This window comes from Nocardiopsis sp. MT53, from assembly GCF_019598965.1.
Lineage (GTDB): Bacteria > Actinomycetota > Actinomycetes > Streptosporangiales > Streptosporangiaceae > Nocardiopsis > Nocardiopsis changdeensis.
Genome location: NZ_CP080599.1, coordinates 6,038,451 through 6,056,494, shown reverse-complemented (window position 1 = coordinate 6,056,494; position 18,044 = coordinate 6,038,451). Strand labels below are relative to the sequence as shown.

The 18,044-nt window shown below is 69.0% G+C and carries 34 protein-coding genes and 1 pseudogene; 34 read left to right on the top strand and 1 reads right to left on the bottom strand.

The window, feature by feature from the left end; all coding sequences use genetic code 11:
- The first annotated feature begins 368 nt into the window (after positions 1 to 368).
- The 15 genes from K1J57_RS27175 (at position 369) to K1J57_RS27105 (ending at position 7,938) form a co-directional block, all read left to right on the top strand.
- Entirely contained in the window at positions 369 to 662 is a 294-nt protein-coding gene (locus tag K1J57_RS27175) for a helix-turn-helix domain-containing protein (RefSeq protein ID WP_220561561.1), read from the top strand.
- Positions 659 to 895: a hypothetical protein gene (locus K1J57_RS27170; protein WP_220561560.1), complete on the top strand. Its 237-nt coding sequence runs from the start codon at positions 659 to 661 to the stop codon at positions 893 to 895. Before K1J57_RS27175 ends, K1J57_RS27170 begins: the two co-directional genes overlap by 4 nt.
- A 72-nt stretch (positions 896 to 967) precedes the next feature.
- Positions 968 to 1,312 (top strand): hypothetical protein, encoded by a 345-nt coding sequence (locus tag K1J57_RS27165; RefSeq protein ID WP_220561559.1) that lies wholly within the window; start codon positions 968 to 970, stop codon positions 1,310 to 1,312.
- Positions 1,309 to 1,737, top strand: a complete 429-nt coding sequence (locus K1J57_RS27160) for a hypothetical protein (protein WP_220561558.1) — start codon at positions 1,309 to 1,311, stop codon at positions 1,735 to 1,737. Before K1J57_RS27165 ends, K1J57_RS27160 begins: the two co-directional genes overlap by 4 nt.
- A complete protein-coding gene (locus K1J57_RS27155) occupies positions 1,730 to 2,017 on the top strand; it encodes a hypothetical protein (protein ID WP_220561557.1) in 288 nt (95 codons plus the stop codon). Before K1J57_RS27160 ends, K1J57_RS27155 begins: the two co-directional genes overlap by 8 nt.
- Positions 2,014 to 2,358, top strand: a complete 345-nt coding sequence (locus tag K1J57_RS27150) for a hypothetical protein (RefSeq protein WP_220561556.1) — start codon at positions 2,014 to 2,016, stop codon at positions 2,356 to 2,358. The genes K1J57_RS27155 and K1J57_RS27150 overlap by 4 nt, the downstream gene beginning before the upstream one ends.
- Positions 2,355 to 3,236 (top strand): PD-(D/E)XK nuclease-like domain-containing protein, encoded by an 882-nt coding sequence (locus K1J57_RS27145; RefSeq protein ID WP_220561555.1) that lies wholly within the window; start codon positions 2,355 to 2,357, stop codon positions 3,234 to 3,236. The genes K1J57_RS27150 and K1J57_RS27145 overlap by 4 nt, the downstream gene beginning before the upstream one ends.
- On the top strand, positions 3,233 to 4,138 hold the full coding sequence (locus K1J57_RS27140; RefSeq protein WP_255646632.1) for a hypothetical protein: 906 nt from the start codon (positions 3,233 to 3,235) through the stop codon (positions 4,136 to 4,138). The genes K1J57_RS27145 and K1J57_RS27140 overlap by 4 nt, the downstream gene beginning before the upstream one ends.
- Positions 4,135 to 4,281: a hypothetical protein gene (locus tag K1J57_RS27135; RefSeq protein ID WP_220561554.1), complete on the top strand. Its 147-nt coding sequence runs from the start codon at positions 4,135 to 4,137 to the stop codon at positions 4,279 to 4,281. Before K1J57_RS27140 ends, K1J57_RS27135 begins: the two co-directional genes overlap by 4 nt.
- A gap of 86 nt (positions 4,282 to 4,367) precedes the next feature.
- Complete coding sequence (locus K1J57_RS27130) at positions 4,368 to 5,027, top strand: hypothetical protein (protein ID WP_220561553.1); 660 nt, start codon at positions 4,368 to 4,370, stop codon at positions 5,025 to 5,027.
- Positions 5,028 to 5,095: 68 nt separating this feature from the next.
- The gene (locus K1J57_RS27125; protein ID WP_220561552.1) at positions 5,096 to 5,668 is read left to right on the top strand and encodes a hypothetical protein; all 573 of its coding nucleotides are present in this window, start codon (positions 5,096 to 5,098) and stop codon (positions 5,666 to 5,668) included.
- Entirely contained in the window at positions 5,665 to 5,937 is a 273-nt protein-coding gene (locus K1J57_RS27120; protein ID WP_220561551.1) for a hypothetical protein, read from the top strand. Before K1J57_RS27125 ends, K1J57_RS27120 begins: the two co-directional genes overlap by 4 nt.
- Positions 5,934 to 6,917 (top strand): WhiB family transcriptional regulator, encoded by a 984-nt coding sequence (locus tag K1J57_RS27115; protein ID WP_220561550.1) that lies wholly within the window; start codon positions 5,934 to 5,936, stop codon positions 6,915 to 6,917. The genes K1J57_RS27120 and K1J57_RS27115 overlap by 4 nt, the downstream gene beginning before the upstream one ends.
- 65 nt (positions 6,918 to 6,982) lie before the next feature.
- Complete coding sequence (locus K1J57_RS27110) at positions 6,983 to 7,753, top strand: site-specific DNA-methyltransferase (RefSeq protein ID WP_220561549.1); 771 nt, start codon at positions 6,983 to 6,985, stop codon at positions 7,751 to 7,753.
- Entirely contained in the window at positions 7,753 to 7,938 is a 186-nt protein-coding gene (locus K1J57_RS27105; RefSeq protein WP_220561548.1) for a hypothetical protein, read from the top strand. The genes K1J57_RS27110 and K1J57_RS27105 overlap by 1 nt, the downstream gene beginning before the upstream one ends.
- Positions 7,939 to 7,989: 51 nt before the next feature.
- Here the strand turns inward: K1J57_RS27105 and K1J57_RS27100 are convergent, their stop codons facing one another.
- Positions 7,990 to 8,184 (bottom strand): helix-turn-helix domain-containing protein, encoded by a 195-nt coding sequence (locus tag K1J57_RS27100; RefSeq protein WP_220561547.1) that lies wholly within the window; start codon positions 8,182 to 8,184, stop codon positions 7,990 to 7,992.
- Positions 8,185 to 8,338: 154 nt separating this feature from the next.
- Here K1J57_RS27100 and K1J57_RS27095 point away from each other — a divergent pair, with 154 nt between their 5' ends.
- The 19 genes and pseudogenes from K1J57_RS27095 (at position 8,339) to K1J57_RS27005 (ending at position 18,041) form a co-directional block, all read left to right on the top strand.
- A complete protein-coding gene (locus K1J57_RS27095; RefSeq protein ID WP_220561546.1) occupies positions 8,339 to 9,058 on the top strand; it encodes a hypothetical protein in 720 nt (239 codons plus the stop codon).
- A 74-nt stretch (positions 9,059 to 9,132) separates the two neighbouring features.
- On the top strand, positions 9,133 to 9,324 hold the full coding sequence (locus tag K1J57_RS27090) for a hypothetical protein (RefSeq protein ID WP_220561545.1): 192 nt from the start codon (positions 9,133 to 9,135) through the stop codon (positions 9,322 to 9,324).
- Entirely contained in the window at positions 9,321 to 9,716 is a 396-nt protein-coding gene (locus K1J57_RS27085; protein ID WP_220561544.1) for a hypothetical protein, read from the top strand. Before K1J57_RS27090 ends, K1J57_RS27085 begins: the two co-directional genes overlap by 4 nt.
- Positions 9,717 to 9,861: 145 nt before the next feature.
- The gene (locus tag K1J57_RS27080; RefSeq protein WP_220561543.1) at positions 9,862 to 10,026 is read left to right on the top strand and encodes a hypothetical protein; all 165 of its coding nucleotides are present in this window, start codon (positions 9,862 to 9,864) and stop codon (positions 10,024 to 10,026) included.
- Positions 10,027 to 10,151: 125 nt separating this feature from the next.
- Positions 10,152 to 10,439 (top strand): hypothetical protein, encoded by a 288-nt coding sequence (locus K1J57_RS27075; protein ID WP_220561542.1) that lies wholly within the window; start codon positions 10,152 to 10,154, stop codon positions 10,437 to 10,439.
- 89 nt (positions 10,440 to 10,528) lie between these two features.
- Positions 10,529 to 10,753 (top strand): hypothetical protein, encoded by a 225-nt coding sequence (locus K1J57_RS27070; protein WP_220561541.1) that lies wholly within the window; start codon positions 10,529 to 10,531, stop codon positions 10,751 to 10,753.
- Positions 10,754 to 10,854: 101 nt separating this feature from the next.
- The gene (locus K1J57_RS27065; protein WP_220561540.1) at positions 10,855 to 11,298 is read left to right on the top strand and encodes a hypothetical protein; all 444 of its coding nucleotides are present in this window, start codon (positions 10,855 to 10,857) and stop codon (positions 11,296 to 11,298) included.
- Entirely contained in the window at positions 11,295 to 11,480 is a 186-nt protein-coding gene (locus tag K1J57_RS27060; protein WP_220561539.1) for a hypothetical protein, read from the top strand. The genes K1J57_RS27065 and K1J57_RS27060 overlap by 4 nt, the downstream gene beginning before the upstream one ends.
- A complete protein-coding gene (locus K1J57_RS27055; RefSeq protein ID WP_220561538.1) occupies positions 11,477 to 11,725 on the top strand; it encodes a hypothetical protein in 249 nt (82 codons plus the stop codon). The genes K1J57_RS27060 and K1J57_RS27055 overlap by 4 nt, the downstream gene beginning before the upstream one ends.
- Before the next feature lie 37 nt (positions 11,726 to 11,762).
- Entirely contained in the window at positions 11,763 to 12,782 is a 1,020-nt protein-coding gene (locus tag K1J57_RS27050) for a hypothetical protein (protein ID WP_220561537.1), read from the top strand.
- On the top strand, positions 12,779 to 14,053 hold the full coding sequence (locus tag K1J57_RS27045) for an AAA family ATPase (RefSeq protein WP_220561536.1): 1,275 nt from the start codon (positions 12,779 to 12,781) through the stop codon (positions 14,051 to 14,053). Before K1J57_RS27050 ends, K1J57_RS27045 begins: the two co-directional genes overlap by 4 nt.
- Positions 14,053 to 15,189 (top strand): DNA cytosine methyltransferase, encoded by a 1,137-nt coding sequence (locus K1J57_RS27040; protein ID WP_220561535.1) that lies wholly within the window; start codon positions 14,053 to 14,055, stop codon positions 15,187 to 15,189. The genes K1J57_RS27045 and K1J57_RS27040 overlap by 1 nt, the downstream gene beginning before the upstream one ends.
- A gap of 155 nt (positions 15,190 to 15,344) precedes the next feature.
- A complete protein-coding gene (locus K1J57_RS27035; protein ID WP_220561534.1) occupies positions 15,345 to 15,692 on the top strand; it encodes a hypothetical protein in 348 nt (115 codons plus the stop codon).
- Entirely contained in the window at positions 15,692 to 15,874 is a 183-nt protein-coding gene (locus K1J57_RS27030; protein ID WP_220561533.1) for a hypothetical protein, read from the top strand. The genes K1J57_RS27035 and K1J57_RS27030 overlap by 1 nt, the downstream gene beginning before the upstream one ends.
- Complete coding sequence (locus tag K1J57_RS27025; protein ID WP_220561532.1) at positions 15,874 to 16,230, top strand: hypothetical protein; 357 nt, start codon at positions 15,874 to 15,876, stop codon at positions 16,228 to 16,230. The genes K1J57_RS27030 and K1J57_RS27025 overlap by 1 nt, the downstream gene beginning before the upstream one ends.
- A 1-nt stretch (position 16,231) precedes the next feature.
- Entirely contained in the window at positions 16,232 to 16,852 is a 621-nt protein-coding gene (locus tag K1J57_RS27020; RefSeq protein ID WP_220561531.1) for an HNH endonuclease, read from the top strand.
- Positions 16,853 to 16,854: 2 nt separating this feature from the next.
- Positions 16,855 to 17,277: pseudogene (locus K1J57_RS27015) on the top strand (single-stranded DNA-binding protein); the annotation flags it as partial.
- Positions 17,278 to 17,303: 26 nt separating this feature from the next.
- The gene (locus K1J57_RS27010; RefSeq protein ID WP_220561529.1) at positions 17,304 to 17,564 is read left to right on the top strand and encodes a hypothetical protein; all 261 of its coding nucleotides are present in this window, start codon (positions 17,304 to 17,306) and stop codon (positions 17,562 to 17,564) included.
- A 246-nt stretch (positions 17,565 to 17,810) separates the two neighbouring features.
- Positions 17,811 to 18,041, top strand: coding sequence for a hypothetical protein (locus tag K1J57_RS27005; protein ID WP_220561528.1), 231 nt, complete (start codon positions 17,811 to 17,813; stop codon positions 18,039 to 18,041).
- Positions 18,042 to 18,044 lie beyond the last annotated feature (3 nt).

Here is an 18,044-nt window from a genome sequence, read left to right as displayed (position 1 = left end):
GTGCGGCTTTCCGCCTTCGATGCGTTGCAGGGTCTTGTAGTTGACTCCCGTGGCTCGTCCGAACGCGGCCAAGTTCTTCCACTCAGGGTTTAGCCCAACGCGACGCTCCGTAAGCATAGTGCCCACCTCGCGCCGAGTTTCGTCACTTTCGGTCATGGTTCCACTCCTTAGGGGCTTAAGAGACTCGCTGAGTATGCGGACTCATTAGGACTCGCGCAAGGAGTCTAGGACTCCCGTATCCAAAGGGATAGAGAAGCCTCCCCTTAGCGCCACGTGAGTCCGAAACCTTTGCCCTAGGGAGACTTTTGGTCCAAGTGAGTCCTAGTTAGGTCTTGCAATCTAGGACTCTGAGTCCTAGTGTGTCTGTCATGCCAGTCGTACAGCAGGCAGGACACAACGGACCTGCGATCAGAGACATCCGCCGCATCAGAGGGATGAGCTGCTCTGAGCTGGCCGATCAGGTCGGCATCCACGAGCAGTCACTTCGGAACCTGGAGCTCTACGACTCCGTGACTAGGCCTGCTGACCCTAAGGGGTGCAGCTGGGAAGTCCTGGAGCGAATTGCTGCCGCCCTCGGAGTCCGAGTCCAGTCCATCTCTCGCGGACCCATCGGACAGATGGCAAGCCCTGTTCCTGCCAAAGACGAGGAGGACGCGGCATGACCCCCGAAGAAGAAGCCCACCGCCTCATAGCCGACCTCGCTGCCGCCACCGGGTTCCCCGAAGCGGAGCTCCACGAGTGGCTGGCGTCGCCCCCCGTGAACCCGGGCTGGAACCGCGAGGACACGTTCTTCGCCCGCCTCAACTCGCTGCGTGCCGGGCCGATGCCCCCGCACGTGATCCGTGAGCTCCGCCGGATGTTCCACGCCGGCGACCGTAAGGCCCCCGCGGCCTAACGCAAAGCGCCCCCGCCCGGATTGCGCCCGGACGAGGGCATTGGCACCCACCAACTGAAAGAAGGAAGTGCCGTGACTCAGACTACCGAAAACCCTCCGGTGTCGGGACTGCGCGTCCTGGACATCGCCCACCGCATCGTCTCCGAGCTCGGAACGTGGCAGTACCACCCGGCGCTGTCCGTGCGGGTCTGCACGAACGTGGGCACCGGCCCGGAGATCAGCCTGCACCTGAACCAGCACGAGACGGACGCCGCGACCCGGCGCGTGTGGATGGACGACCTGGAGGTGCTGCTCGGAGAGGCCGCCCGCGTGCAGGACGCCCCGCACGGTGTCCTCGCGACCCTGGGTGTCCGTGACTGGCGTGACACCGGTGTGACGGTCTACGCCTCGGAGTACGTGACGGAGGTGGCCCGATGACCGCCTCCGGCCTGCACCACTTGCCGACCGACGACCCGGCCCCCGTCCGCATGGTTCTGGAGACCCTGGCCAGGCTCGGCGTCACCCCCACTGAGGGACAGAAGCGCACTTTGGCGGTCGCCCACTCCTACGGGTGGCTGCTGGGTGAGGACGGTATCGCGAAGATCCTCGCGGACGGCTCTCCGGCTGCTCGTGCGGCCCGGTCTCGCCGCCGGCTGCGGGAGGCCGGGTTGGCGGAGGCGGAGCGCCGCCACCACGCCTCTCTGCCGCGCTCGCAGGACACGCGCCTGTGGTCGCCCACCGAGGACGGGTTCACCTGCCACCTGTGTGACCTGGACTTCGGCCGGTACGTGGACCCGGCTCAGGCCGCGTCGGCTGCCGTGGACCACACCAAGACCTGCGAGGGAGGTGCCTCCGATGTCTGACGACGAGTTCCTGGACCTGATGGACGCCCTGTGGGGTGTCGGCGGCGGCGACTCGCTGTGGGCGATCGCCCTGGAGGACTCCGACCCGGAGCCCGCGGTGATCGACCCGGCGATGGAGGCGCGTGCGGCGCGGGACATCGCTCTGGCGGGCGATCTGCTGATGCCGCCGCCGGATTTCGACTCGGTGTGGCCTGAGGCGCACGACCTGGTGCTGCCCGACCGCGATGACTACCAGCCTCGCCCGTTCCCGATCGACCCCGACGAGGAGGTGGGCTGGTGAACCCCGCGAAGATCCACGCCTTGTGCCCCTACTGCGGGTCCGTCATCCAGGTCCGCCAGGACGACACGATCCGCTACCACCGTGGCCCGGACCCCGCGTACCCGCAGGCGAACCACTGCAAGCGCGGGATGCGCACGGTCACCACCGAGTGGCCCGAGCACACCGACAGCAAGGGCCGAACGGTCCGCACCCACCCGGGCGAGTTCAAGCCGGGCCGTCTGGTGACCTCCGCTGAGCTGTGGGACCTGATCTACAGCCCGGAGTGGATCACCGCCAACCCGCACGAGCAGCGCGAGCAGCTCGACAGGTTCGAGATCCGCGTGAAGGGAGCCGACCAGTGACCGCCATCGACGAGCGCACCACCGCTGAGACGCCCGCGATCACTCAGCCCGGCGTCTACGACATCCCCGAGGCCGTCTACCACGCCGACCCGGTCCCCGGCCGGTCCCTGTCCTCCTCCGGCGCCCGCCGCCTCCTGGAGTGCCCGGCCCTGTTCGACTACGAGCGCCGCCACAAGCGCGGGCCCAAGAAGGCGTTCGACATCGGGTCCGCCGCTCACCACCTTGTGTTGGGAACCGGCCCGGAACTGGTCGTCATCGACGCCCCCGACATGCGCACCAAGGCCGCCAAGGAACAGCGCGACGCCGCCTACGCCCGCGACGCCATCCCCCTGCTGCCCGCCGAGTTCGAGCAGGTGCAGGCCATGGCCGAAGCCCTGAAGGGCCACCCGATGGCAGCGAAGGTGTTCGCCCCGGAGCGCGGCCCCGCTGAGCGGTCCCTGTTCTGGCGGGACGCGGAGACGGGGGTGTGGTGCCGGGCCCGCCTGGACCACATGCCCACCGCGGACTACACGGCCCGCTGGTTCATCGTGTCCGACTACAAGACCACCCGGTCGGCGCACCCGGAGCAGATCTCCAAGGCCGTCTACGACTACGGCTACCACATCCAGGCCGCCATGTACCTGGAGGGAGTCCGGGCGTTGGGCATCCACGCGGACCCGCGCATGGTCTTCGTGTTCCAGGAGAAGGCCGCCCCCTACGTGACCACGGTCATCGAGCTTGACCACGTCGCTTTGAAGATCGGCCACTCCCAGCTCCGCAAGGCGCTCGCTCTCTACAGGCAGTGCTCCGAGTCCGGCAGGTGGCCGGGCTACTCCGAGCAGGTCGAGACCATCTCGCTCCCCGTGTACGCGGAGCGCAAGCACGAGGAGGACATGTGAACCAGGTCCAGCAGTACCGCGGCTACCCGCAGCAGATGCAGGCCGCCCAGCCCATCCCCATGCCGACCCGTGTCGGACAGGGCACCGCTGTGGAGCAGTCCCGTGCGGTCGCTGAGGTGCAGGCCGCGATCGTCGTCGCCCAGCAGTGCCCGCGCGACATCGCTGGCGCCGTCGCCCAGATGAACGACTCCTGCCAGCAGAAGGCCCTCGCCGAGCGCGCCTTCTTCCGGTTCCCCCGCGCGGGGCAGACGGTCTCCGGGCCGTCCGTACACCTCGCCCGAGAACTCGCCCGGTGCTGGGGCAACGTCCAGTACGGGGTGTCCGAGCTGCGCCGCGACGACGAGATCGGCCAGTCGGAGATGCAGGCGTGGGCGTGGGACGTGCAGACCAACACCCGGTCGTCGTCGACGTTCATCGTGCCGCACAAGCGCGACACGAAGAAGGAGGGCCCCAAGCCCCTGACGGACATGCGGGACGTGTACGAGAACAACGCCAACAACGGTGCCCGCAGGCTCCGGGAGGCCATCTTCTCGATCCTCCCCCCGTGGTTCGTGGAGGAAGCCAAGGAGCTGTGCAACAAGACTCTCGCGGACGGCGGGGGCAAGACGGTCGCTCAGCGCGCGGCTGAGGCCATCGCGGAGTTCCAGAAGGGCGGGGTCACCCGGGACCAGCTCGAAGCGAAGCTGAACCGCAAGGTGGCGTCGTGGACGCACCACGACATCGCCCAGTTGGAGGTCATCTTCACGTCGCTCCAGCGCGGCGAGGTCACCAAGGACGAGGAGTTCCCGGCGGAGCGGTTGGGCGACGAGGCGTTCGAGCCCGCGCCGGCGCCCCCCAAGCCGGAGCCGACTCCGGCGGAGAAGGCTGCTGACGAGGAGTGGATGGCCGGGGGTGCGTCATGAACCTCCTTCTGAGCGCCGCCGGCGTCGTGGCCGCGTTCGCCCTCGGGGTCCTGCTGATCGCGTTGGGTGCGTGGCTGTGGATGGACACCGACCGGATCGCCGACGAGTTGCTCGCTGAGGCGGACCGGGAGGTGGCCCGGTGAAGCCCTTGGCCTGACCCCCGCTGAGTACCTGGAGACGCTGCTGGACCGGGCGCAGGCCCGGGTGAACCCCCCGAAGGAGACCCCCGATGAGTGAGACCACGACCCGTCTGCCCCGCCGCCGCCTCCGTGCGTGGCCTGCCAGCGGTGGCGCAGTCCAGATGTCCGCGACCCCTGAGGGCGCCGACGAGACGACCGCCTCCCCGGTGTGGGAGGTGCCTGCCGGAGATGTCGCTGAGGCCATGGCGGTGCTGTCCGCGGTCGCCGACCCGGAGGCCCTGGCCCTGAAGACGCAGCGCGACGCCATGGCGCACGAGCTGGAGAACGCCAAGCGGGCTCTCGCGGACGCTGAGGCCCGCGCGTACTCGCAGGGCGTGGAAGACATGCGGCAGGCGGCGATGAAGGCCATCCTCCGCGCCGACATGAAGATCCGCTCCGACGCCGACTTCGTCATCCGCGACCTGGCCATCAGCCGCGAGCACACCTCCTGCGTGAGCTGCGGTGGCACCGGGATCGTCAGCCACGACGGCGACTGGGAGGACGGGGTCATGTTGAGCCCGCCTTACGACGTGGCCTGCGCGGACTGCGGGGCGCCTCAGGCGGTGGAGACCCAGCTTCCTGGGGTGCGTGAGGACGCCGACCGGGCCCGTCGCGACCCGGGGTCCCGCCCGTGCGGGTCCGATGCGCCGCACACCGACCACGTGTGGGTCGACGGCGACGAGTTCCCGTGGTGCCCCGGCACCGCCTGACCACCCCCCTTTTCGGGCCGCTCCCAGTGCGGGGGCCTGGGGGCGGCCCACCCCAGAAGGAGCACCACATGCCGCTCACGACCTACACCGACGCCACCCCGCGAATCACCGGAGCCGACCTCAGCGTCACCGCCACCGGGCTCTGCGACCCCGACGGCAAGACCACCACCATCAAACCCAAAGCCACCGGAGACCGACGCTTGCCCGAGATCGCCGCAGCCGTCGCCGAGGTCAGCATCAGCCTGCGCATGTTCCAAGGCGAACGGCACCTCGTTGTCATAGAGGAACTCCCGCCCGCTCGCGCCAACGCGCTGGCCATCCTCGGCATGGTCCACGGTGCCGTCCGCGCTGAGCTGATCTCGCGCCTCATGCCCTACGCAGTGGTCCCGCCCGCCACGTTGAAGGCGTTCGCGACCGGGAAGGGCAACGCGACCAAGCCCGATATGCGCATGGCCCTGTACAAGCGGACCGGGCTCGACATTGCCGATGACAACCAGGTCGACGCCTGGTGGTTGCGTGCGGCTGGGATGCAGGCGTTGGGCCATCCGGTGGTGGATCTGCCTGCTGCGCAGGTGGCCCGTCTGGACAAGGTCGTGTGGCCGACGTGGACGCTCGGAGGCGAACCGGAGGTGGCCCGGTGAGCATCCGTACCGCCCCGGCCCTCCCCGCCGACTACGGCAAACCCACCGCCTCCCACTACGACCTCGCCGCCGCTATGCGCAACACCGACGAATGGGTCCTTGTCAGCGGCTACACCAACCGCCGCACCGCCCTGAACATCGCGTCGAAGATCCGCAACGGCGTCCTGCCCGCCTACCGCCGCCACATCTACGAAGCCCGCGCCATCACGACCGCTGAGGGTGTCCACGAGACGTGGGGCCGCTACGTCGGAGAGAGGGGAGACCAGTGAGGTACGTCCGCGCCGCGAACACCCGCGACCAGCGCAGCGCTCCCACTGTCACTGACTGGCGCGACCAAGCCGCGTGCCGCGACCACGACGCCGACCTGTTCTTCGACGACACCAAGGCTGGGATCGCCGCCGCCAAGGCCATCTGCGCGGCGTGCTCTATGCGCACCGACTGCCTGGAATACGCCATCACCAAGCCTGAGCGGTACGGAGTATTCGGCGGCATGGACGCCGACCAGCGCCACGCCGAACGCCGCAACCGGTGGAGGCGAGCCAACGCCGCCGCCCAACGCGGAGAGGCGGACACGGTCACCGAAACCGTCGTCGATGCCACCGGCACCCGCCGGCGCCTTCAGGCCCTCGCCGTGATCGGAGTCGGCGTCCGCACCGTCGAACGGCATATCACCACGGCCGCTCACGACTACCTCGACAGGATCCGCACGGGCAAGCGCGAACGGGTGCCCGCCGACCTCGCCAAGGAGGTCGCCGACATCTATCCGTCGCTGGTGGCCACGGGAGGGGTTGCGGCAGGAGGGGCGGCGATGGCGGCGGCCCGCAAGCGCAACTGGCCAGGACCTCGCGCTTGGGAAGGGCTGGACATCGACGACCCGAGGGTCGGGCCGATGGGAGAGCCGCAGGAGCCTCGCGAGGAGCCGAAGCGGAAGCCCCGGGTGCCCTCGGAGGGGTGCGCTCGGCGCCTCCAGGCCGCCGCTACGGCTGGCATCCCGCTGTCCGTGGTCACCGAGGCCACGGGGCTGTCGGTGTCGTTCCTGTCCAAGGTGCGTGCGGGGAAGGCCGTGACGCTCCATGCGCAGACCGCTGAGCTGATCCGGCGAGTGTGGCCGCAGGTGGCGGCATCGGAAGTGTTCTCGCCGGGGACGATCGGCCAGGCCGTCACGAATGGCTGGCTGCCGCTGGAGGCGTGGGAGGGCGTGGATATCGACGACCCGGACGCCCAGCCCCGCCAGACCGCCGCCGCTTGACCCACAGTCTCCCGCCGTGTCTGTGACCACCCCGGGCACGGCGGGTTCCACCCCAAGGAGGGGACATGCAGCCCTACTACGAAGACCCGCACACCCAGCTCTACGTCGGCGACTGCCGCGACGTCCTGCCCGCACTGGAGCTCCAGGCGGATTGCGTGATCGCGGACCCGCCCTATGGTGAAACCTCCCTCGCCTGGGACCGGTGGCCCGACGGGTGGCTCGAAGTCGCCGCCATCGTCGCGCCCGCCCTGTGGTGCTTCGGGTCCATGCGCATGTTCCTCAAGCACCACAGCGAGTACACCGCAGCCGGATGGAAGCTCGCCCAGGACGTCGTCTGGGAGAAGCACAACGGCCCTGGCTTCCAGACCGACCGGTTCCGCCGTGTGCACGAGATCGCCACCCACTGGTACCGGGGGGCGTGGGGCGATGTGCACCACGAGGTGCCGCGGATCATCTCCGGAGAGCACCGCCGCACCATCAGGCGATCCGAGTACGGGCCCGCGCAGTACGGGTCCCGGGGACCGTCGGCGGACGTGCGAGACGGCACGGTGCTGGCCCGGTCGGTGCTGTACGCGAAGTCCATGCAGCGTTCGGCGATCCACCCCACGGAGAAGCCCGTGAAGGGCCTGCTGGAGCACCTGGTGTCGTACTCGGTGCCTCCGGGCGGTCTGGTCGTGGACCCGTTCGCGGGGTCCGGGTCCACGCTCGTGGCCGCCCGGGAGATGGGACGCCAGGCGGTCGGGGTGGAGGCGTCGGAGGAGTACTGCGAGGCGGCGGCGAAGCGCCTGTCCGCGATCGACGCCCAGCCCCACCTGCCGTTCGAGGTGGGGGCGTGATGCACGACTACGACGCGGTGTTCACCCCGCCCGCGACCACCAGCCAGCACGACCCCGACGCCGCACACGACCAGAGGGTCCGCGCCCGGTTCGCCCGCGAGCTCGCGGTCATGTTGGACGAGCACGGCCAGGACTACGCCGCACACCTCGTCAGGGCGATGCCCACCGACGGGGAGTGGCCGTGAACAGCACAAAGCCCGCGCCGGAGGTGGCGCGGGCTGGCGTGTCAGGCGGACCTACTCGGCGTCGGCGTTCACGATCCGGCGGATCTGCTGCCGGGTGTACCCCGTCGCTTCGGCGATGTCCTTCTGTGGCATGCCCTCCTGGTTCGCCGTGCGTATGGCGTTGGCGACGGCGATGCGTAGGGCTTCGGTGTGCTCTGCGGATTTCCGCCACTGGTCGGCGAACTGCTTCAGGGATGGCTTGTCCATGCCTATCAGTGTTCCACTGGTCATCATGGAACTAAGTGTTACATCGAACTGTCTCAAAGTCCATGGCAGAAACCACTTGACGATGGAACATGATGTTCCATAGAGTGGTGCCAGTGGCGGGGCGAGAGGTCCCGCGAACGAAAACGGGGAGCACATGACCAACCAAATCGACACCCGTGGGGGCAGCCCCTTCGACGCGATCATGCAGGTCGACGCTGAAGGCAACGAGTACTGGTCCGCACGACAGCTCATGGCCCACTTCGGGTACGCCCGGTGGGCTCATGTCCGTGACGGCATCGGCCGCGCCAAGGCCGCCATCATCAACACTCTCGGGGAGAGCGCGGCTCAGGACCATATTGACCCCGGGGTGCACATGGTCGACCTGGGGTCCGGAGCCACTCGACAGGTCGATGACTTCCGCCTCACCCGCTACGGCGCCTACATGTGGGCCATGAACGGCGACCCCCGCAAGGAAGAGATCGCCAAGGCGCAGACCTACTTCGCCACCAAGACCCGCGAAGCCGAGATCACCCCCGCCCCCGGAGGCGATGACCTCGACCTCCTCTACGGCATCCTCGACCGGATCCGCGAGGACCGGAGTCGCATCCAGGCCGCCGAGGGACGCCTCGACACCACGGAAGCCCGCCTCGAAGCCATCGAGGGACACCACGACTGGTTCACCGCCCTCGGCTACGCCATCAAGAACGGGCACCAGCGCGACCGCGCCTACCTCGCCCGGGTCGGCGCCACGGCCTCGCGGCTGATGCGGACCCGCGGCGAGAAGCCCGTCAAGCGAGATGACGCCACCTTCGGCGAGGTCAACACCTACCCCACGGACGTCCTCGCAGAGGCGTTCAGGTCCGTTCAGCCCTAACGACGCACTGCGGGACGCCCTCACCCGAATTGGGGGCGTCCCGCCTCACCAGGAAACCACAGGAAGGCGCCCCGATGCCCACCACGGTCCAGGCCCGCCGCCTCCGCCCCGGCGACCGGATCACCATCCACGGCCGCACCCTCACCATCCGCACCATCACCCGACGGTGGCCCTGGTCCCGAGACGTGGTCCTACGCGGCCGTCTCGACACCGGCACCCACACCCTCTACCGCGTCAACGCCCGCAAGGAGATGGAGACCCGATGATCCGCGCCACCCGCACCGGCCACCCCTGCGAAGGCGTGGTCCACGCCGACCACCTGCCCGCCTCCGTCAACCTCACCACCGCCGCCAACGACGGGTGGGTCATCGAGGCCATCACCGACCTGCCCGGCGACCTGAACCTGCCCGGCGATGCCGCCCGACTCCTCGCCGCCGTCCAGGCCACCGACCTGCCGTGGACCCTCACCCAACGCCCGCCCCGCACCGGCGCAGGCGTCGAAACCGTCATCGACATACGCGACATCGACCCCCAGGGCGGCTGGTCCAACCCCTGGAAGGACTGGAAGTGGGACACCTGCGGTGCCCTCTCCTCGTACATCACTCTCAGCCGCGCCCTGGAACTCCTCGCTGACCACACCAAGAAGAAGGCCGCGTGATGACCCACCCGCTCGCCCGGCCGCTCACCCCCGTCCACCACAACGGCCAAGAGATCGGCGGCATCCTCCGCACCCGCTCCGGCACCCCCATCAAGGCCACCGACGCCATGACCCGGCTCGCCCAGGACCGACAGGAGGAGCCCCGGTGGCCTACCGACGCCGTCGTCACCACCGCGCCCCGCGACCCGCCCAGCGCTCCGACGGCCGGTGGTACGCCGACTGCGACGTCTGCGACTGGACCACCGCCCCCGGCGACAAGGGCGCCATCCAGGCTCTGGTCGCCGATCACACCCGCAACCCCGACGCGTAAGGCGGGCCCCGGAAGCGCCTATCTCCCGGGGCCCACGCCGACCGTACAGGAGGCCCGATGGGCGACCCCACGAACCCCTACGACCCGGACCACTGGCCCGACCACGAAGACGCCTAGGAGGCGCAATGAGTACCACGACCACCCGCTGCTGGGGGTTCGTCCACGCCGACGGCCCCACCAAGGGCGACCCCTACGAGCACGGCGAGGGGGCGCCGCACTTCCCCACCCGTGAGGCCGCCCTCGAATGGCTCGGCAGCCTGAACGACCACCCCAACCTGAACCTCGCCCAGCTCGACGACGACTGCCACACCGTCACCTGCGCCACGTGCGGCGGCTCCGACGACGAGTACCACTACACGGCCAAGGAAGCCGAGGTCGCCGCCCGCGACTGGGACTGCCCGACCTGCGCCTGACACGACGGGACCGGGGCGCCCAATTCGCCCCGGTCCCACCCCAGCAAACCACAAACGCCCCTGACCGCCGACAACACCAAGGAGACACCGTGAGCCGCTACCCGCACCGGGTCCGCCTCCGCGGAGGCCGCAACACCCACGCAGCCCGCGCCTACCAGGACATCACCTACGACCTCATCACCCCATGCGACTACGTCGCGAACACGCAAACCGGAGACCACGCACTCCCCGACGACGCCGCCGTGAACTGCCCACGATGCGTCCGCCAGCTCAACGCTGAAGACGCCGACCGATCCAACCCGCACCTCGCCTGACCCACCCCAGCCCGACCGGACCCTTTGGGCGGCCGGACACCGCGTGCAAGACGCGGACGGGCGCCAACCACACCAAGACCGAACGACACCAAGGAGGGCACGTGAGCGCACCAAACCACTACTGCGGGACCTCCGTCCCCTCCCATATCCAGACCGCATGGGACCGATGGGAGGGCGCGGCGTGGCGCACCATCCGCCACGCCGAAACACTCATCGACCACCCCGCCGACCAGCGCTTCACGGTCCGCGCCCCCGACGGCATGTGCACCACACACCTCACCCTGTGGCGCGAAGCCCGCGACCGCAGCTTCGACCCCCGCACCGGGGACCGCTGGCCCGGCGGCGGCGGTACCCCCTTCACGATCCTCGGGGACGTCGCGCGAGCCCGGGAGGAGCGCCGCCGCGAATGGGACGAGAAGGCGGCAGCGCAAATGCAGCTCATCGAGCGGGTCTGTTTGAAGGGGGACTCGCCCCAGTGCGCTCCAAAGCCCGCGTGTGTGGCCCTCGTGCAGCTCCCGCTGTTCGACCTGGAGACCGCGCCATGACCGCCCTCCTGCCCGAGGACGCCGCGTGGCTCGCCTCCAGCACCGGCATCGACACCGACCAGCCCTGCACCCACTACGACGCCGCACACGGCCGCACCTGCGGGGCCACACCCACCCGCCAGTACATCCCCGGGCGGCGGTGCTACCAGCACGCACCCGACCGGAAGAAGGAGACCCGATGAGCCGCCTCGGGGACGCCATCCGCGCCCACGACCGCACCCTCACCCACCTCGCCGCCGTGTACGCCGACGAGATCACTCGCGGCGGAGGCGAAGACCGGCAGGTCATCGAAGCCCTGGAGTTGCTGCGCCACCAAGCCCACCACTGGGTCGACGAAGCCATCGACACCGAAGAGCTGCGCCGGCCGCCCGGAGGCAACGCCTGGCGAGCCCGCAGGTACCGCGAGCTCGAAGTCCCGACCGCCTGACCAACCGACCGACCACGACCCACGGGGGGCGCACCAGATGCCGCGCATCCGCACCATCAAGCCCGACTTCTTCACCAGCCTCACCATCGCTGACCTCACCTACGAGGCCCGGCTCACCTTCATCGGGCTGTGGACCCACGTCGACGACCAGGGCCGGTGTGTCGACGACGCCCGCCTCGTCAAGGCCGCCGTGTGGCCGCTGGACGAGCGCACCGCCAAGGACGTCGACGTCGACCTGTGGGAGCTGTCCGACGCCGAACTGGTCTACCGGTACACGGTCGGCGCGAAGAAGTTCCTGTGCGTGACCTCGTGGGCGGAGCACCAGAAGATCAGCCACCCGGCGAAGGCGAAGCTGCCGGCACCGGAGGAGGGGGAGCCGACCCCAAAAGCAGAGCGTCCTCGTAAGCCCTCCGGAGGGTCTCCAGAGGATCTCGGAGGTTTTCCGGAGCGTCTCGGAGGAGTGGTGGAGGAGGCTCCGGAGGACTTCCCGAGGCCCCGCCTTGCGCCCGAAATGCCCGAATCGGCAGGAGAGGGCGACGAAGAGGCCCTGCCGTACCCCGGGGCGGTCGTCCTACCCATGTTCACCAGCGAAAACGTTCCCTCCGGAAATCCTCCAGAGGATCTCGGAGGATCTCCAGAGGACGACGGAAATCCTCCGCGAGGAAAGGAAAGGAAAGGAAAGGATCTATATAGCGCATCCGCGCCCTCCTCGCCTCACGGCGAGGGACACAGCGATGCTCCCCCCACCCCCAGCGGCTACGACGACCCGCGCTTCCAACAGTTCTGGGCCCGCTACCCGCACAAGGTGTCGAAGAAGAAGGCATGCACCGCGTTCTTCAAAGCCCTGAAGCGCACCACCTTCGAGCAACTGATGGCCGGACTGGAGCGCTACCTCACCCAGGACCGCCGCGCCCTGGACGGCTACGTCAAGGACCCCGCCACGTGGCTCAACGGCGACTGCTGGAACGACGAGCCGCTCCCGCGCGCCGCCAACGGCGGCCCCGCCCCCACAGCCCCCAAGCGCAGCTCCCGCAACGAATGGATGGCCAACCGATGACCTACATGCCGCCCCACGACATCGACGCCGAGATGATCGCCCTCGGATCGATGCTCCTGTCCGAGCACGCCGCCCCCCAGGTGGCGTCCATCGTCACCGCAGGCGACTTCTTCCGACCCGCCCACGAACTCCTCTTCCACGCGATCCAGCGGGTCCGCGCCGAACACGGCCACGCCAACGTGCCCCTCCTCCACGACCACCTGTCCAAGGACGGCAACGACATCGCCGGCGTGGACCTGGTCTACCTGTTCAAGCTCGTCGAAGCCGTCCCGACCTCCGCGAACGGCCCCTACTTCGCCCGTAAGATCCGCGGCCTGTCCGTGCGCCGCCGCGTCATCGCCACCTGCACGACCGTCGCCCAGAAAGCGCACCTGCTCCCCGACGAGGACCCCGCGGACGCCATCGCCGGGTTGGCCCAGAAGGCCATCGACGAGTTCGAGGCGGTCCGCGACTACGAGTCCGGCGACAACCTGGAGACGATGACCGTCGACGAGTTCCTCGCCGTCCCGGACGAGGACTACGACTGGATCGTCCCCGGGCTGCTGGAGCGCGGCGACCGGCTCATGCTGACGGGCGCGGAGGGTCTGGGCAAGTCGACGCTGCTGCGGCAGCTCGCCATCACGATCGCCGCGGGCATCCACCCGTTCAAGCACGAGCACATCGACCCCAAGCGGGTCCTGATCGTGGACGCAGAGAACAGCGACACGCAGATGCGCCGCAAGCTCCGGCCGCTGCACGCCCAAGCCCGTCTCCAGGGCCGGCCCATCGCCGAGAACAACCTGTGGATCGAGCCGAAGCTCGGCGCCCTGGACCTGCGGCAGGACAAGACGGTGTCGTGGCTGCTCAAGCGCATCAACCTGATCAAGCCCGACGTGCTGGTCATCGGGCCCCTGTACAAGCTGACGCCGAAGGCGTTGCAGACCGACGACGACACGGCGCCGATCCTTGCGGTTCTGGACATGATCCGCGACAAGGGCATCTGCCTGCTGATGGAGGCTCACGCCGGCCACGCCCTGGGGGCGGGCGGCAAACGCGACTACCGTCCTCGCGGGTCCGCGAGCCTGATGGGTTGGCCGGAGTTCGGGTACGGGGTGCGGCCCGCGGATGTGGAGGTCGAGGAGGGCAAGCGCTTGGTCGAGCTCACGCCGTGGCGCGGCGACCGGGACGAGCGGGATTGGCCGGACATGCTCCAGTCGGGCGGTCGGTGGCCGTGGTCGATCGGGTTCCCCGGTGGCGTGCAGCCCGGCAACCCGTATGCGAGGAGCGCGTGATGACCCTCACCATCGGCAGTCTCTGCTCAGGCTATGGCGGGCTCGAAAGTTCTGTGCAGTCCGTCCTCGGCGGCGACCTGGTGTTCGTCGCGGACCCCGACCCGGGCGCCGCCCGCATCCTGACCCACCACCACCCCGACGTCCCCAACTTGGGCGACATCACGACCCTCGCGTGGTCCACCGCCCCCCGGGTCGACATCCTCACGGCCGGCTACCCCTGCCAGCCGTTCTCCCAGGCCGGACTCCGGAAAGGAACCGACGATGAGCGCCACATCTGGCCCCACATCTGCGATGCCATCTGCGTACTACGACCCCGCCTCGTCGTCCTTGAGAACGTGCGAGGTCACCTTCGACGAGGATTCGACACCGTCCTCGCCGACCTTGCCCGCGTCGGGTTCGATGCGAGCTGGGTTTGTGTACGCGCATCCGACGTCGGCGCCCCGCACCGGCGGGAGCGGCTCTTCGTCATCGCGTGGCCGAAGGGCGAAATCCCGTACTTCCCCCGAACCAGTGTTGCTGGAGGGACAGGAGGCGCTGTTCCCGGCGGTGTGACGCTGCTGCCCACCCCGGACGCGTCGCAGGGGTCGCGGGGCGGGTCGCAGCACCCGGACAAGCGCCGCGCCGGCGGGCACTCGGTATCACTGGCGGACGTGGTGGAGCAGCAGCTCCTGCCGACGCCGGCGGCCCGGGACTGGAAGTCGGGGCAGTCGAACCTGATCGGCACCAACGCTCGCCCGCTGAACGAGGTCATCGAGAACCTGCTTCCGACACCCAGGGCGTCGGACGGATCCCACGGCGGCCCGAACCAGCGCGGCTCCAGGGGGGACCTGATGCTGTCCTCCGCTGTTCAGCCCGAGCACTTCGGTCCGTTCGCCGCGGCGGTTTCCCGGTGGGAGTCGGTCATGGGCCGCCCCGCGCCAGCGCCGACGGAGCCGACGGGCAAGAACGGGCGCCCGCAGTTGTCGCCGCGGTTCACGGAGTGGGCGATGGGTTGCCCCGATGGTCACGTCACCGCGCCGGAGATCGGCCTGTCCCGTGCCGAGCAGTTGCACGCCCTCGGTAACGGCGTGGTGTGGCAGCAGGGCTCCTACGCGGTCCGTCTGCTGCTGGAGCGGGTCACCGCGGTGGCCGCATGACGACGCCCCGCCAGCTCGAACCTGGCGGGGCGCGTCCCCAATCGTCTCATACGCGCCTGTGGCGCACGCTGGCGGCCGAACGGGGTTTGTCGGCAGTCCGTATAAGGCTCAAGTTTCCTGAGCGCTCAGCGCTCATCTCAGCCCCGGGAGGGGACATGACCGAAGCGCCCGACCCCCAATACCCCGACGCCGACCGCGGCTTCGAGATCCGCGTGTCCCCCGACGAACGCAACGTCGCGATCTACGACCCCGGCAACGCCCCCTGGTTCGTCCCGATCGACCGCGGCCGGTTCGTGCGCACCGCCGACCTCGACAAGGCCGGATGGAAGCAGTACGTGCCCGCCACCGACCGCGACACGATCCTCGCCCTGGTCGCCGACTGGGCGCACCGGTCCGCTGAGTACGGCGGCCTCGGCCCCGGCGACCTCGTGTGGGCGCTGGAGCAGGCCGGATACACGCTGCCCAGCCCGGAAGAGGCCCGCGCCGTGGTGGGGGAGGCGTGATGGCCGACCCGCCATGCGCCCCCAAGATCCGCTACCGCGACCGCATCGCCGCACTCATCGCGCTCGAATCCACCCGCCGGCGCGGACACCGCCGCCCCAAGAACGAGGTTCGCGCGTACCGGTGTCGGCATTGCGCCGGATGGCACCTCACCTCGCAACCCAAACGCACCAAGGAGAACTGATGGCCACCGACGACCTACTCCGCCGCGCCGCCCGGCGCCTCCGTGAAACCTCGGGTGACGCCGACACATGGACATGGCTCACCGCCACCGCGAAGGCCGTCACCGCGATCGCCAACCGGGACCCCGACGTCCACCAGTCCCACCACGGGCGCGCACCCGAGCTGGCTGTCAGTGACCACCTGGCGGTGTTCAGCCCTCTCGTCGGCACGACCCTCGCGGACTGGCTGGACCTCACCGCCGAGCGGGTCGAGGAGCGGCAGTGGAGCGACGACGGGCCGATGGTGGCCCGCGCGCTGGCCGTGGCTCGCGCGATCACCCTCGAAGACCTCAACGACGCACTCGCCAAGGAGAACTGACATGGCCGGAGAGACCCAGATCACCTGCAAGGCAGAGGAGTGCAGTCGGACTCCCCTCAAGCGCGGCATGTGCAACGCGCACTACCTGCGCTGGTGGAAGGCAACCCCCAAAGAGGAACGCCCCGCACCGACCGTCGAAGAGCGCTTCTGGGCCAAGGTCCGCAAGACACAAACCTGCTGGATCTGGCAGGGGTGCAAGAAGCCAAGCGGCCACGGGATGTTCGTCGTTCAAAAAGGGCGCACCGTCTCAGCGCACGCGTTCTCCCTGGAGCTTCGCCTGGGGCACCCGACCCCGGAGGGCAAGGAAGCATGCCACCGTTGCGACAACCCCTCCTGCGTGAATCCCAGGCACGTCTACTACGGGACCCGCCAGGAGAACGTTGACGACGCATGGGCCCGTGGTCGGCACCCCATCGGCAGCGCCCGACCCGCAGCAAAACTGTACGAGGACCAGGTCATCGAGATTCGCGAGCGCTACGCCCTCGGCGATGACGCTAAGGAGCTGGCCAGGGAGTTCGGAATCAAGGTCTCAACCTTGAGGCACATCGTTCTTGGTCTGAAGTGGAAGCACGTCGGCGGTCCGATCACTCGTCGCCGAGAACTCATGAAGAAGGCGGCCTGACCATGGCGAACGATGTTCAGATCACGCTCGTCGGCAACCTCGTCGACGATCCCGAAGTCCGCATGACCGCGAAGGGTGACGCTGTCGCCAACTTCCGGGTCGCGTCCACGCCGCGCACCTTCGACCGCGCGTCGGGGGAGTGGAAGGACGGCGAGTCCATGTTCCTCACCTGCACCGTGTGGCGGCAGTACGCGGAGAACGTCGCGGAGACCCTGACCCGAGGTATGCGCGTGATCGTGCAGGGGCGGTTGAAGCAGCGCTCCTACGACACCCAGCAGGGCGAGAAGCGCACCGTGTTCGAGGTGGATGTGGACGAGGTCGGCCCGGCGCTCAGGTCCGCGACGGCGAAGGTGACCAAGGTCCAGCGGCAGTACGCCGCGAACGGATCGTTCGGCCAGTCCCGGCAAAGCGGCGATCGAAACGGATGGACTAGCACCGAGGAGGCTCCGTTTTGAGCCCCTTCGAAGCCGTCCTCATGTGGTCCGGTGCCGCTGTCCTCACCGGTGTCGCCCTCGCCGCCCTCGGAGCCGGGATCGCGGTCTTCGGCGCCATGCTCCACGAGGCCGTCAACAGGTGGCGGATCAAGGGCCTTACTCGCGCCGAAGTCCGGTACGTGCGCAGGGTCGCCGCCCGCCTCCGTGACCGAAGCAAGGCCCGCGATAAGCCCAAGGGGCGCCGCTGGCACGACACGTGGGAATTCCACGGAAGCTGACCACCCCGGGGCGGGTTTCGGCCCGCCCCACCACACAGGAGGACCAGTGAGCCACACCCACGAAACGCCCCCGGTCCACTTCGGAGAACCCCGACAGACGTGGTGCCCCACCTGCAAGGTGAACTCCGTCGCGAACACCCCCATCTACGCGCTCGCATCAACCGGCCCCTACTGCATCGGAGAGTGGTCTCTGTGCGACAGGTGCGGATTCAGCCCTTACAGCGAGCCCCACACCCAGGAGGACCAGTGACCCAGCGCCCCGGCTACACCGCCACCTACGACGTCATCGACAAGCTCGACGACTACCTGCCGCCCGACCCCGCGCACCGCAACGCCATCATCTGGCGGGCCGTGCAAGCCGCCCTGGACGCCGAAGACCGTGAGGTCGTGAACCCGCTGCGCGCCGACCTGGACAGCGCCGAGAGGGACGCACGCCGCCTCGCCGACGAAGTGAAGCGGCTCAAGGGGGAGCAGTGAACG

Excerpts from the sequence above, each read along its gene's own strand:
- K1J57_RS27175 (WP_220561561.1), top strand. The coding sequence starts at position 369 with ATGCCAGTCGTACAGCAGGCAGGACACAACGGACCTGCGATCAGAGAC.
- K1J57_RS27170 (WP_220561560.1), top strand. The coding sequence starts at position 659 with ATGACCCCCGAAGAAGAAGCCCACCGCCTCATAGCCGACCTCGCTGCC.
- K1J57_RS27160 (WP_220561558.1), top strand. The coding sequence starts at position 1,309 with ATGACCGCCTCCGGCCTGCACCACTTGCCGACCGACGACCCGGCCCCC.
- K1J57_RS27155 (WP_220561557.1), top strand. The coding sequence starts at position 1,730 with ATGTCTGACGACGAGTTCCTGGACCTGATGGACGCCCTGTGGGGTGTC.
- K1J57_RS27135 (WP_220561554.1), top strand. The coding sequence starts at position 4,135 with ATGAACCTCCTTCTGAGCGCCGCCGGCGTCGTGGCCGCGTTCGCCCTC.
- K1J57_RS27130 (WP_220561553.1), top strand. The coding sequence starts at position 4,368 with ATGAGTGAGACCACGACCCGTCTGCCCCGCCGCCGCCTCCGTGCGTGG.
- K1J57_RS27125 (WP_220561552.1), top strand. The coding sequence starts at position 5,096 with ATGCCGCTCACGACCTACACCGACGCCACCCCGCGAATCACCGGAGCC.
- K1J57_RS27110 (WP_220561549.1), top strand. The coding sequence starts at position 6,983 with ATGCAGCCCTACTACGAAGACCCGCACACCCAGCTCTACGTCGGCGAC.
- K1J57_RS27105 (WP_220561548.1), top strand. The coding sequence starts at position 7,753 with ATGCACGACTACGACGCGGTGTTCACCCCGCCCGCGACCACCAGCCAG.
- K1J57_RS27100 (WP_220561547.1), bottom strand. The coding sequence starts at position 8,184 with ATGGACAAGCCATCCCTGAAGCAGTTCGCCGACCAGTGGCGGAAATCC.
- K1J57_RS27095 (WP_220561546.1), top strand. The coding sequence starts at position 8,339 with ATGACCAACCAAATCGACACCCGTGGGGGCAGCCCCTTCGACGCGATC.
- K1J57_RS27090 (WP_220561545.1), top strand. The coding sequence starts at position 9,133 with ATGCCCACCACGGTCCAGGCCCGCCGCCTCCGCCCCGGCGACCGGATC.
- K1J57_RS27085 (WP_220561544.1), top strand. The coding sequence starts at position 9,321 with ATGATCCGCGCCACCCGCACCGGCCACCCCTGCGAAGGCGTGGTCCAC.
- K1J57_RS27075 (WP_220561542.1), top strand. The coding sequence starts at position 10,152 with ATGAGTACCACGACCACCCGCTGCTGGGGGTTCGTCCACGCCGACGGC.
- K1J57_RS27060 (WP_220561539.1), top strand. The coding sequence starts at position 11,295 with ATGACCGCCCTCCTGCCCGAGGACGCCGCGTGGCTCGCCTCCAGCACC.
- K1J57_RS27055 (WP_220561538.1), top strand. The coding sequence starts at position 11,477 with ATGAGCCGCCTCGGGGACGCCATCCGCGCCCACGACCGCACCCTCACC.
- K1J57_RS27050 (WP_220561537.1), top strand. The coding sequence starts at position 11,763 with ATGCCGCGCATCCGCACCATCAAGCCCGACTTCTTCACCAGCCTCACC.
- K1J57_RS27045 (WP_220561536.1), top strand. The coding sequence starts at position 12,779 with ATGACCTACATGCCGCCCCACGACATCGACGCCGAGATGATCGCCCTC.
- K1J57_RS27040 (WP_220561535.1), top strand. The coding sequence starts at position 14,053 with ATGACCCTCACCATCGGCAGTCTCTGCTCAGGCTATGGCGGGCTCGAA.
- K1J57_RS27035 (WP_220561534.1), top strand. The coding sequence starts at position 15,345 with ATGACCGAAGCGCCCGACCCCCAATACCCCGACGCCGACCGCGGCTTC.
- K1J57_RS27030 (WP_220561533.1), top strand. The coding sequence starts at position 15,692 with ATGGCCGACCCGCCATGCGCCCCCAAGATCCGCTACCGCGACCGCATC.
- K1J57_RS27025 (WP_220561532.1), top strand. The coding sequence starts at position 15,874 with ATGGCCACCGACGACCTACTCCGCCGCGCCGCCCGGCGCCTCCGTGAA.
- K1J57_RS27020 (WP_220561531.1), top strand. The coding sequence starts at position 16,232 with ATGGCCGGAGAGACCCAGATCACCTGCAAGGCAGAGGAGTGCAGTCGG.